The organism is Microbacterium sp. M1A1_1b, assembly GCF_053345565.1.
On the sequence record NZ_JBKFAJ010000001.1, the window covers coordinates 192,342 to 205,250 of the forward strand.

Genomic DNA, 12,909 nt, shown 5'->3' on the forward strand with positions numbered 1-12,909 from the left:
GGTGTCGGTGGGCGCGCCTAGCATTGGCGGCATGGCAGTGACGATGGAACCCGCGCGCTCGGTCCGCCCGTTCGAGGTGATCAGCGAGTACACGCCGAGCGGTGACCAGCCTGCGGCGATCGCCGAACTCGCCGGGCGCATCAACGCCGGTGAGACCGACGTCGTGCTGCTCGGTGCCACCGGTACGGGCAAGTCGGCCACCACGGCCTGGCTGATCGAACAGGTCCAGCGCCCCACGCTCGTACTCGCGCACAACAAGACGCTGGCCGCGCAGCTGGCGACCGAGTTCCGCAGTCTGCTGCCGAACAACGCCATCGAGTACTTCGTCTCGTACTACGACTACTACCAGCCCGAGGCGTACGTCCCGCAGACCGACACCTTCATCGAGAAGGACTCCTCCGTCAACGCCGAGGTCGAACGGCTCCGCCACTCCACCACCAACTCGCTGCTCAGCCGCCGCGACGTCGTCGTCGTGTCGACCGTGTCCTGCATCTACGGCCTCGGTACCCCGGAGCAGTACATGAACGCCTCGGTGGCGCTGTCCGTCGGTCAGGAGATCTCGCGCGACCAGCTGGTCCGCCGGTTCGTCGCCATGCAGTACCAGCGCAACGACGTCGACTTCGCCCGCGGCACCTTCCGGGTGCGCGGGGACACCATCGAGATCATCCCGATGTACGAAGAGCACGCGATCCGCATCGAGATGTTCGGCGACGAGATCGAAGCGCTGAGTTCCCTGCACCCGCTCACGGGCAACGTCATCGACGACCTGCCCGCGGTCTCGATCTTCCCGGCCTCGCACTACGTCGCCGACACCGACGTCATGCACCGGGCCATCGGCACCATCAAGGAAGAACTCGCCGAGCGTCTCGCCGAGCTCGAGGGCCAGGGCAAGCTGCTCGAGGCCCAGCGCCTGCGGATGCGGACCACGTTCGACATCGAGATGATGGAGCAGATCGGGTTCTGCTCGGGCATCGAGAACTACTCGCGGCACGTCGACGGGCGCATGCCCGGCGAAGCCCCGCACTGCCTGCTCGACTACTTCGCCGACGACTTCCTGATCGTCATCGACGAGTCCCACGTCACCGTCCCGCAGATCGGTGCGATGTACGAAGGCGACGCCTCGCGCAAGCGCACCCTGGTCGAGCACGGCTTCCGCCTGCCCAGTGCGATGGACAACCGCCCGCTCAAGTGGGAGGAGTTCCTCGAGCGTGCCGGGCAGAAGGTCTTCCTGTCGGCGACCCCCGGCAAGTACGAGCTCGGCATCACCGACAGCGTCGTCGAGCAGATCATCCGTCCGACCGGCCTGATCGACCCCGAGATCGTCGTCAAGCCCTCGGACGGTCAGATCGACGACCTGCTCGAGGAGATCCAGCAGCGCGTCGAGAAGGACGAGCGCGTGCTCGTCACCACCCTGACCAAGCGCATGGCCGAAGAGCTCACCGACTTCCTCGGCAACGCCGGGGTGCGCGTGCGCTACCTGCACTCGGACGTCGACACGCTCAAGCGCGTCGAGCTGCTGACCGAGCTGCGCCAGGGCGTCTACGACGTGCTCGTCGGCATCAACCTGCTGCGTGAAGGCCTCGACCTGCCCGAGGTGTCGCTCGTTGCGATCCTCGACGCCGACAAGGAAGGCTTCCTGCGGTCGTCGACCTCGCTCATCCAGACGATCGGTCGTGCAGCCCGCAACGTCTCCGGGCAGGTGCTCATGTACGCCGACAAGATGACCGACTCCATGAAGCAGGCCATCGAGGAGACCGACCGTCGCCGTGAGAAGCAGGTGGCGTACAACCTGGAACACGGCATCGACCCGCAGCCGCTCCGCAAGAAGATCGGCGACATCACCGAGCAGCTGAACCGCGAGAACGACGACACCAAGGCGCTGCTCGAACGCCGTGGCAGCAGCGCGAAGGACCGTGGTCGCGCACCGACGCCGTCGCTCAAGCGCACGGGCATCGCGGGCGAGGGCGCCACCCAGCTCGAGTCGACGATCGCCGATCTCAACGACCAGATGCTGCAGGCCGCGACCGAGCTGAAGTTCGAGTTGGCGGCACGCCTGCGCGACGAGGTGCAGGACCTCAAGAAGGCGCTGCGCCAGATGGAGTCCGCGGGCCATGTCGACTGACACCACCGCCGCCGCCGGGGGTGCACGGGCGCAGACCGTCGTCGTCACGGGTGCCAGTGCCGGTCTCGGGTACCACGCGGCCGAGCAGCTCGCGGACGCCGGGCACCGGGTGGTCCTCGCGACCCGCAACCCCGAGCGGGCCGACGCCGCCGAGCGCAGCATCCGGCAGCACGTGCCGGACGCCACGCTCGAACACCTGCACGTCGACCTCGCCGACCTCGACAGCGTCCGCGCCGCCGCGGCCGACCTGCAGGACCGTGGCCCGGTCGACGTCCTGCTCAACAACGCCGGGGTCGTCGGGTCACGCACCGAGCGCTTCACTGCGCAGGGCGTCGAGCTGCAGGTCGGCACGAACCACGTCGGGCACTTCGCCTTCACGGGGTTGCTGCTGCCGATGCTCGAACGCTCCGGTGGTCGTGTCGTGCACCTCGGGTCGATCGCGCACCGCTGGGCATCACTCGACCGCCGCGACCCGTTGCGCGTCGGGCACTACTCGGGGTACCGGCAGTACGGCCGCAGCAAGCTCGCGGTGATGCTGTTCGGGTTCGAGCTCGCCGAGCGGCTGGCCGACGCGGGCTCCGCGGTGTCGAGCGTCGTCGCACACCCGGGCCTGGCGCTCGACGCCCTCGGTGCGCAACGGCCGCTCGTCACCCCGGCCCGGGACGAACCGGCGTGGATGCGCCCGGGCGAACGGGCCGTCGCGCAGGGCAAGGACGCCGGCGCACTGCCGCTCGTCCACGCCGCGGTCGGTGCCGACGTGCGATCGGGGGAGTACTGGGGGCCCGGCGGGCCGCTGCAGCTCCGCGGGTCGGCGGCGATCGTCCGCGCCGAGCCCCGGGCGCACGACCGCACGGTGGCGGCGCGTCTCTGGCTCGCCAGTGAGCAGGCCTCGGGCGTGGCGTTCGCTCTCGACGCATTCGCCTGAGCCCGGACCGGAACCGAATGTCGGCGTCGGTTCGTAGACTCGTCGGTGATGACCATCACCTCTGATCGCGGCCCTGTCACGCCCGGACGCAACGCCTTCGGCGGCGCTGCCGACTCGGATCGAGCGGACGACGACCGCTCCGACCTCGAGCCCGCAGACCTGCACCTGCCCGGCGGCACGGCACCGCACAACACGACGACGCTCAGCGTTCGTGGCGCGCGGGTGCACAACCTGCGCGACGTCGACCTCGAGATCCCGCGCGACTCGCTCGTGGTGTTCACGGGGCTGTCCGGCTCGGGCAAGTCCTCGCTGGCGTTCGACACGATCTTCGCCGAGGGACAGCGCCGGTACGTCGAGTCGCTGTCGGCGTACGCCCGGCAGTTCCTCGGCCAGGTCGACCGGCCCGACGTCGACTTCATCGAGGGGCTGTCGCCCGCCGTGTCGATCGACCAGAAGTCGACCAACCGCAACCCGCGCTCGACCGTCGGCACCATCACCGAGGTCTACGACTACATGCGTCTGCTCTGGGCGCGCATCGGCACCCCGCACTGCCCGATCTGCGGCGAAGTCGTCAGCAAGCAGAGCGTGCAGCAGATCGCCGACCAGCTGATGACGCAGGAATCCGGCACACGCTTCCAGGTGCTCGCGCCGATCGTGTCGAAGAAGAAGGGCGAGTTCGTCGACCTGTTCCAGGAACTCGCGGCGTCGGGGTACTCGCGCGCGATCGTCGACGGCGAGCGGGTCCAGCTCAGCAGCCCGCCCACGCTCAAGAAGCAGGTCAAGCACGACATCTCGGTCATCGTCGACCGACTCGTGGCCAGCGACGACATCCTCGGTCGACTGACCGACTCGCTCGAGACGGCCCTGCGCCTGACCGACGGCACGGTCGCGATCGACCTCGTCGACCACGAGGGGCCCGGCGCCGTCCGGACCTACTCCGAGAACCTGTCGTGCCCGAATAACCACCCGCTCGCACTCACCGAGATCGAGCCGCGCACGTTCTCGTTCAACGCGCCGTTCGGCGCCTGCCCCGAGTGCTCCGGCCTCGGCACCCGCATGTCCGTCGACCCCGATCTGGTGCTCGGCGACCCCGACGCCTCGCTCGCCGACGGTGTCCTGCTGCCCTGGACGGGAACCAGCGGGCTCTACGCCTACTTCGAGAAGCTGCTGGCCGGCCTGGGCAAGGAACTCGGCTTCCGGCTCGACACCCCGTGGAGCCAGCTCGACCCGTCGGTGCAGGCAGCGATCCTGACCGGCAAGGACTTCGAGGTCTCGGTGTCCTGGCGCAACCGCTTCGGCCGCGAGATGCGCTACACCAGCGGGTTCGAAGGCGTCATGCCGTACATCGAGCGCAAGTTCGCCGAGGCCGAGTCGGACTCGCAGCGCCAGCGCTTCCAGGGGTACCTGCGCGAAGTCCCGTGCCCCGTGTGCGACGGCACCCGCCTGAAGCCGGAGGTCCTGGCGGTCACCGTGGCCGACCACAGCATCGCCGACGTCACCCAGCTCAGCCTCGACGACGCCTACGCGTTCATGGACACCCTGACGCTGACCGAGCGCGAGGCCCACATCGCCGCCGCGGTCCTGCGCGAGATCCGGGCGCGTCTCGAGTTCCTGCTCGAGGTCGGGCTGAACTACCTGACGCTGTCCCGCGGCGCCGGCTCGCTGTCGGGCGGCGAAGCCCAGCGCATCCGCCTGGCCACACAGATCGGGTCCGGCCTGACCGGTGTGCTCTACGTGCTCGACGAGCCGAGCATCGGCCTGCACCAGCGCGACAACCGCCGGCTCATCGACACGCTGGTCAAGCTGAAGAACCTGGGCAACACGCTCATCGTGGTCGAGCACGACGAGGACACCATCCGCACGGCGGACTGGGTCGTCGACATCGGTCCGGGCGCGGGGGTCAACGGCGGCAACGTCGTGCACTCGGGTTCCTACGCCGACATGATCGAGAACCGCGAGTCGATCACGGGCGACTACCTGGCCGGTCGTCGCGCGATCGACATGCCGTCCGAGCGCCGCGCGATCAACAAGAAGCGCGTCATCAGCGTGCAGGGCGCCCGCGCGAACAACCTGCGGGAAGTCGACGTCGACTTCCCCCTGGGCGTGTTCACCGCGGTCACGGGTGTCAGCGGGTCCGGCAAGTCGACGCTGGTCAACGACATCCTGTACAAGGTGCTCGCCAACCAGCTCAACGGTGCGCGGCACATCGCCGGCAAGCACACGCGCGTCAAGGGGCTCGACCAGCTCGACAAGGTCGTCCACGTCGACCAAGCGCCGATCGGCCGCACACCGCGGTCGAACCCGGCGACCTACACGGGCGTGTTCGACCGCATCCGCCAGCTGTTCGCCGAGACCCCCGAAGCGAAGATCCGCGGGTACCTGCCCGGCCGGTTCAGCTTCAACGTCAAGGGCGGCCGCTGCGAGAACTGCTCCGGTGACGGCACGATCAAGATCGAGATGAACTTCCTGCCCGACGTCTACGTCGCGTGCGAGGTCTGCGGTGGTGCGCGCTACAACCGCGAGACGCTGCAGGTGCACTACAAGGGCAAGGACATCTCCGAGGTCCTCGACATGCCGATCAGCGAGGCGGCCGAGTTCTTCGAGCCGATCTCCGCGATCCACCGGTACATGGCGACCCTGGTCGACGTGGGTCTGGGGTACGTGCGGCTCGGGCAGAGCGCGACGACCCTGTCCGGTGGCGAAGCGCAGCGCGTGAAGCTCGCGACCGAGCTGCAGCGTCGCTCGAACGGCCGCACCGTGTACGTGCTCGACGAGCCCACGACGGGCCTGCACTTCGAGGACGTCCGCAAGCTGCTGATGGTGTTGCAGGGACTGGTCGACAAGGGCAACACCGTCATCACGATCGAGCACAACCTCGACGTCATCAAGTCGGCTGACTGGGTCATCGACATGGGCCCCGAGGGCGGGTCCGGCGGTGGTACGGTCCTGGCGACCGGCACACCCGAGCACGTGGCCGACGTGCCGGAGAGCCACACCGGTGTCTTCCTGCGCGAGATCCTCGACGCCCAGGACGCCCGCGTCGGCAAGCAGCGCTCGGTCGGCGCCCGCACGGTCGCCCCGCAGGAGTTCGCGAAGAAGTCCGGCACGAAGTCCGGCGCGAACTCCGCCAAGCAGCAGGCGGGTGCGCGGTAGGTGGCAGACACCGTCCCGTGGCGCCCGAAGGCCGGTGAGATCCCGACCGACCCGGGCGTCTACCGCTGGCGCGACGGCAACGGCCGGGTGCTGTACGTCGGCAAGGCGAAGAACCTCCGCGCACGGCTGAGCAACTACTTCGCGCCGCTGCCGACGCTGCACGAGCGCACCCGGCGGATGGTCCTGACGGCGAAGAGCGTCGAGTGGACCACGGTCGGCTCCGAGATCGAGGCACTCCAGCTCGAGTACACGTGGATCAAGGAGTTCGACCCGCCGTTCAACGTCAAGTTCCGTGACGACAAGTCGTACCCCTACATGGCGATCACCCTGGGCGACGAAGCGCCGCGGGTGATGGTCACGCGCAACCGCAAGATCAAGGGCGCCAAGTACTTCGGCCCGTACCCCAAGATCTGGGCGGTGCACGACACGATCGACCTGATGATCAAGGTGTTCCCGATCCGCACCTGCTCGGACTCGTCCTACAAGCGTGCGATGCAGACGGGGAAGCCGTGCTTCCCGGGGCAGATCGGCAAGTGCGGCGGACCCTGTTCGCAGCGCGTCACGATCGCCGAGCACCGTGCGCTGGTCGAGGAGTTCATCCGGTTCATGAACAGCTACGACCGCCGCGTCATCACCGAGCTCCGGCAGCGCATGGGCGCCTCGGCCGACGCGATGCAGTACGAGCAGGCGGCGAGGTACCGCGACCAGGTCGAGGCGCTCGAAGCCGTGCTCGAGAAGTCCGCGGTGGTGCTCAAGGACTCGGTCGACCTCGACCTGTTCGGGATCGCCGAGGACGAACTCGCCGCCGCGGTCCAGCTGTTCTCGGTGCGCGGCGGACGCATCCGCGGTGTGCGCGGCTGGGTCGTCGACAAGGAACTCGACATCAGCACCGGTGACCTGGTCGAGCAGATCGTCCAGGGGGTCTATGCCGATGGCGAGCTGACGCCGCGGGCCGATGGCGAGCCGGCGCCGCGGGCCGATGGCGCGCGGCCGGGCCGGGACAACTCCGCGATGCTCAGTCCGACCACCGAGGAGCCCCCGCGCGAGGTCGTCGTCCCCGAGCTCCCCGAGGACGCCGACGCCCTGCAGCAGTGGCTCAGCGACCGCCGCGGCGGGCGTGGCACGAAGCTCAGCACGGCCCAACGTGGTGACCGCGCCGGCCTGGCCCGCACGGCGTCGCAGAACGCGCAACAGGCGCTGATGCTCTACAAGACCAAACGCTCGGCCGACTACACCACGCGTGCTGCCGCACTGGCCGACATCCAACAGGCGCTCGGCATGTCCGAGGCCCCGCTCCGCATGGAGTGCTACGACATCTCGCACCTGCAGGGCACGAACGTCGTGGCGTCGATGGTCGTCTTCGAGGACGGCCTGCCGCGCAAGGACCAGTACCGGCGGTACTCCATCGCCGAGACCCGCGACGACACCGACAGCATGCACCAGGTGCTCACCCGTCGGTTGGCGCGTCTGGACGAGGACGCCGAACTGCCCGACCAGCCGGACCAGAACGCGGACGGCGTCGTCGCGGTCGAGAAGCCGACCAAGCGGTTCGCCTACCGCCCGCAGCTGCTCATCGTCGACGGCGGGCAGCCGCAGGTCGCCGCCGCCAAGCGTGCGATGGACGAAGCCGGGGTCGCGGACATCGCCCTGGTCGGCATCGCGAAGCGGCTCGAAGAGCTCTGGCTGCCCGACGACGACTTCCCGGTGATCCTGCCGCGCAACTCCGAGGCGCTGTTCCTGATCCAGCGCATCCGCGACGAGGCACACCGCTTCGCCATCACGCACCAGCGTGGGCGCCGCAAACGCGACGTCCGGACGCAGCTGTCCGAGATCCCGGGGCTCGGACCGAGCCGCGTGAGCGCCCTGCTGAAGCACTTCGGCTCGGTCGCGCGGCTGCGGTCCGCCACTGCGGACGAGATCGCCGAGGTCCAGGGGGTCGGGCCGGCCACGGCCGCCGCCGTGGTGCGCAAGCTGCAGACGGTCCCGACGAGCACGCCGACGGGGGAGTCGCCCGCCAGCGCGCCGTCCGGTGGGTCGCAGTCCGGTGACGTGGCGCTGTCCGGTGACGCGGCGGCGGACCCGTCGACGGTCGCAGAACGGACAGCAGGTCCCGTGCGGGTTCCCGAGGTGACCCCCGACGGTCCGCAGCTGCCGTCGTGACGCCACCCGGTCCTCCCGTCCGCCGGGTCCGCACCCCCCGGACGGGCGATACCCTGGACCCCACCACCATCCCCCGGCCCGCTCTGCGGGCACCCGGACCGCCCGAGCGACGCGCCCGGGCAGCGACGACGGAGCACATCGCCAGATGACCGACACCGATGCGAGTCCGCAGCACGACGTCCTGATCGTGACCGGGATGTCCGGGGCCGGACGGTCGACGGTCGGCAAGGCACTCGAGGACCTCGACTGGTACGTCGTCGACAACCTGCCGACGCAGATGCTCGGGCCGTTGACCGACCTGGCCGACCGGGCGGGCGAGAAGATCCCGAAGCTCGCGGCCGTGGTCGACGTGCGTGGTGGCCGCTACTTCACCGATCCGGAGCACGCCGTGGAACGGCTGCGCGCCTCGACGTCGGCCCGCGTGCGCGTGCTGTTCCTCGAGGCGACCGACCAGGTGCTGGTGCGGCGGTTCGAGCAGGTCCGTCGACCCCATCCGCTGCAGGGCGAGGACACGTTGCTCGACGGCATCGCCCGCGAGCGCACCCGGCTGCTGGGGCTGCGCGAGGCGTCGGACGTCATCATCGACACCTCCGACCTCAACATCCACCAGCTCGCGAACACCGTCACCGAGAAGTTCGCCGAGGACCGGTTCACCGGAGTCCAGGTGACGCTGATGAGCTTCGGGTTCAAGTACGGACTGCCCGCCGACGCCGACATGGTCGCCGACGTGCGGTTCATCCCGAACCCGTACTGGGTGCCGGAACTCCGCCCGCACACGGGTCTCGACAAGCCGGTCTCCGAGTACGTCCTGGCCCAGCCCGGGTCGCGCACCTTCGTCGACCGCTACGCCGCCGTGCTCGAGCCGGTGCTCGACGGGTACCAGCGCGAGAACAAAAGACACGCTACGATCGCCATCGGCTGTACCGGCGGCAAGCACCGCTCGGTCGCCATCGTCGCCGAGCTGGCGAGCCTCCTCCGTGGGATGCCCAACGTCGCCGTGCGTGTGAAGAACCGAGATCTCGGCCGGGAGTGACCGTCCCACCGGCCGCTCCACACGGGTGCGCCGCGCAGGACACGGGACCCACCACCAGAAAACGTTAGGAATGATGCTGTGCCGTTGACTGCCGAGGTCAAGGACGAACTGGCCAGGGTCGTCGTGGGCCGCAACACGGTCCGTGCCGCCGAACTCGCGACCATCCTGCGGTTCGCGGGTGGCCTGCACGTCATCTCCGGCAGGATCGCCGTCGAGGTCGAGCTCGACACCCGGATCATCGTCCACCGTGTCCGCAAGGACCTCGCCGAGCTGTACGGCGTGCGGAGCGAGGCATCGGTGGGGTCCTCGGCATCCGCACGACGCGGCACGCGCTACCTGGTCCGCGTCCTCGAAGCGGGCGAGACCCTGGCCCGCCAGACGGGCCTGATGGACGCACGTCGTCGCCCGGTCCGCGGGCTGCCGAACCGGCTCACCACGGGCAACCGCGAGGACCTCGCTGCCATCTGGCGTGGCGCGTTCCTGGCCGCCGGCACCCTGACCGATCCCGGTCGTGCCGCCGCCCTCGAGGTCACCTGCCCCGGCAACGAAGCAGCGATGGCCCTGGTCGGCGCTGCCTCACGCCTGGGGATCGCCGCGAAGGGCCGCGAGGTCCGCGGTGTGCACCGTGTGGTCATCCGCGACGGCGAGGCCATCGGGCAGATGCTCACGGCGATGGGTGCCGCCCGCACCACCGCCGACTGGGAGGAGATGCGCCAGCGCCGCGAGGTCCGCGCGACCGCCAACCGCCTGGTGAACTTCGACGACGCCAACCTCCGCCGCTCGGCACAGGCCGCGGTCGCCGCGTGCGCCCGTGTCGAACGTGCGCTCGAGATCCTCGGCGACGAGGTCCCCGACCACCTGCAGTACGCCGGGTCGCTCCGGCTGGCACACCGTGACGCCTCGCTCGACGAGCTCGGCCAGCACGCCGACCCGCCCATGACCAAGGACGCCATCGCCGGCCGCATCCGTCGACTGCTCGCGATGGCCGACAAGCGCGCCGTCGAGCTCGACGTCCCCGGCACCGAGGCGAGCGTGCCCGAGGAGCTCGAGGGAGCCTGACGGCTCCTGCGTCCCCGCTGGGGCGGGCTCGGTCTGACGGCTGTCTGCACGTCACACGAACGGGCGCTGAAGCTCCGACTGCTAGGGTCGAGACGGCGACGTCACGGGCGTATCGTCCAGCACACGGGGGCCTGTCGAAGGGCTCCCGACTCCGAACAAGCAGCGCCTTCCGGGCGCTTCACATCCACCAGGAGATCCATTGACCGTCAAGATCGGCATCAACGGCTTCGGCCGCATCGGCCGTAACTTCTTCCGGGCCGCCCTGGCCAAGGGCAGCGACCTCGAGATCGTGGCGGTGAACGACCTCACCGACAACGCCGCACTCGCGAACCTGCTCAAGTTCGACTCGATCACGGGTCGTCTCGGCGTCTCCGTCGAGCTCGACGGCGACAACATCGTCGTCGACGGCAAGCCGATCAAGGTCCTGGCGGAGCGCGACCCCGCCAACCTCCCCTGGGGCGAGCTGGGCGTCGACATCGTCATCGAGTCGACCGGGTTCTTCACCAAGGCCGCCGACGCGCAGAAGCACATCGACGCCGGCGCGAAGAAGGTCATCATCTCCGCTCCGGCCACGGGTGACGACGTCACCATCGTGCTCGGCGTGAACGAGGACCAGTACGACGCCGCGAACCACCACATCATCTCGAACGCGTCGTGCACCACGAACAGCCTCGCGCCGCTCGCCAAGGTCTTCCACGACAAGTTCGGCATCGAGCGTGGGCTCATGACGACGGTGCACGCCTACACCGCCGACCAGAACCTGCAGGACGGCCCGCACAAGGACCCCCGTCGTGCCCGCGCCGCCGCGCTCAACATCGTCCCGACCTCGACCGGTGCTGCCAAGGCCATCGGCCTGGTCATGCCGGAGCTCGCCGGCAAGCTCGACGGCTTCGCGCTCCGCGTGCCGGTCCCGACCGGTTCGATCACCGACCTCACCCTCGAGACCAAGTCCGAGGTCACCGTCGACGAGATCAACGCCGCCTACAAGGAAGCAGCCGAGGGCCCGATGAAGGGCATCCTGCTGTACAGCGAGGACCCGCTGGTGTCGACCGACATCACCACGGACCCGCACTCCTCGATCTACGACTCCGGCCTGACCAAGGTCATCGGCGGTCTCGTCAAGATCACCTCGTGGTACGACAACGAGTGGGGCTACTCCAACCGCCTCGTCGACCTGACCGAGTACGTCGGCGAGCGTCTGTAACACATGAGCCTCCGAACCCTCGGCGACCTCGGCGACCTCGCCGGCAAGCGCGTCGTCGTCCGGTGTGACCTCAACGTCCCGCTCAAGGACGGGGCCATCACCGACGACGGTCGCGTGCGCGCGTCGCTCGGCACGCTGAACACCCTCATCAACGCCGGTGCCCGTGTCATCGTGGTCTCGCACCTCGGTCGACCGGACGGTACGCCGGACCCGCAGTACTCGCTCGCCCCGGTGGGGCAGCGGCTGTCGGAACTGCTCGGCAAGCCGGTCGAGTTTGTCGACGAGACCGTCGGCGACCTCGCCTCGGCGGCCGCCGGCGACCTGCGGGACGGTGACGTCCTGCTGCTCGAGAACCTCCGCTTCAACCCGGAGGAGACCTCGAAGGACGTCGCTGAGCGTCAGGCCTTTGCCGAGCGGATCGCCGCGATGGCGGACGCCTTCGTGTCGGACGGGTTCGGAGTGGTCCACCGCAAGCAGGCCTCGGTCTACGAACTCGCCTCCGTGCTGCCCTCGGCGGCCGGCGAGCTCATCGAGACCGAGCTGCGCGTCCTCGAGCGGCTGACCTCGACGCCCGAGCGCCCCTACACGGTGGTGCTCGGTGGGTCGAAGGTCAGTGACAAGCTCGGCGTGATCGACCACCTGCTCCCGCAGGTCGACACGCTCTGCATCGGTGGCGGCATGCTGTTCACCTTCCTTGCTGCGCAGGGGCACGGCGTGGCCAAGTCCCTGCTCGAGCAGGACCAGCTCGACGTCGTCCGCGAGTACCTCTCGCGGGCGGACGAGCTCGGCGTGACGATCGACCTGCCGACCGATGTGGTCGTGGCCTCCGGGTTCGCGGCCGACGCCGACCACGAGACGGTCGCGGCCGACGCCATCGAGTCGTCGTCCTTCGGTACCGACGGCATCGGGCTCGACATCGGACCCGACACCGCAGCGCGCTTCGCGTCCGCTGTCTCGGGGTCGAAGACCGTGTTCTGGAACGGGCCGATGGGCGTGTTCGAGTTCCCGGCCTTCGCTGCCGGCACGAAGACCGTCGCGCAGGCCCTCACCGAAGTCGACGGCCTCGGCGTGGTCGGTGGCGGCGACTCTGCTGCAGCCGTCCGGTCGCTCGGGTTCTCGGACGACCAGTTCGGCCACATCTCGACCGGTGGTGGCGCCAGCCTCGAGTTCCTCGAGGGCAAGTCGCTGCCCGGTCTCGAAGCACTCGGATGGACACGATGACCCGCACACCGCTCATCGCCGGTAACTCTGCG

8 protein-coding genes are annotated in these 12,909 nt (G+C 69.3%); all 8 read left to right on the forward strand.

Going from position 1 to position 12,909, the window contains the following annotated elements; all coding sequences use genetic code 11:
• Positions 1-43 precede the first annotated feature (43 nt).
• The 8 genes from uvrB (at position 44) to ACLBWP_RS00910 (ending at position 12,877) form a co-directional block, all read left to right on the forward strand.
• Entirely contained in the window at positions 44-2,122 is a 2,079-nt protein-coding gene (gene uvrB, locus ACLBWP_RS00875; RefSeq protein ID WP_243562134.1) for an excinuclease ABC subunit UvrB, read from the forward strand.
• Positions 2,112-3,047: an SDR family NAD(P)-dependent oxidoreductase gene (locus ACLBWP_RS00880; RefSeq protein ID WP_447653672.1), complete on the forward strand. Its 936-nt coding sequence runs from the start codon at positions 2,112-2,114 to the stop codon at positions 3,045-3,047. The genes uvrB and ACLBWP_RS00880 overlap by 11 nt, the downstream gene beginning before the upstream one ends.
• Positions 3,048-3,095: 48 nt before the next feature.
• The gene (uvrA, locus tag ACLBWP_RS00885; protein WP_243562077.1) at positions 3,096-6,200 is read left to right on the forward strand and encodes an excinuclease ABC subunit UvrA; all 3,105 of its coding nucleotides are present in this window, start codon (positions 3,096-3,098) and stop codon (positions 6,198-6,200) included.
• Positions 6,201-8,360 carry an excinuclease ABC subunit UvrC gene (uvrC, locus tag ACLBWP_RS00890; RefSeq protein ID WP_447653673.1) on the forward strand — a complete coding sequence of 720 codons (2,160 nt, stop codon included), beginning with the start codon at positions 6,201-6,203 and terminating at the stop codon, positions 8,358-8,360.
• Positions 8,361-8,505: 145 nt separating this feature from the next.
• Positions 8,506-9,393 carry an RNase adapter RapZ gene (rapZ, locus tag ACLBWP_RS00895; RefSeq protein ID WP_243562079.1) on the forward strand — a complete coding sequence of 296 codons (888 nt, stop codon included), beginning with the start codon at positions 8,506-8,508 and terminating at the stop codon, positions 9,391-9,393.
• A 78-nt stretch (positions 9,394-9,471) separates the two neighbouring features.
• Positions 9,472-10,452: a DNA-binding protein WhiA gene (gene whiA, locus ACLBWP_RS00900; RefSeq protein ID WP_243562080.1), complete on the forward strand. Its 981-nt coding sequence runs from the start codon at positions 9,472-9,474 to the stop codon at positions 10,450-10,452.
• A 199-nt stretch (positions 10,453-10,651) separates the two neighbouring features.
• Entirely contained in the window at positions 10,652-11,656 is a 1,005-nt protein-coding gene (gene gap / locus ACLBWP_RS00905) for a type I glyceraldehyde-3-phosphate dehydrogenase (RefSeq protein ID WP_071275205.1), read from the forward strand.
• Between the two features lie 3 nt (positions 11,657-11,659).
• Positions 11,660-12,877 carry a phosphoglycerate kinase gene (locus tag ACLBWP_RS00910; protein ID WP_447653674.1) on the forward strand — a complete coding sequence of 406 codons (1,218 nt, stop codon included), beginning with the start codon at positions 11,660-11,662 and terminating at the stop codon, positions 12,875-12,877.
• Positions 12,878-12,909: the final 32 nt, after the last annotated feature.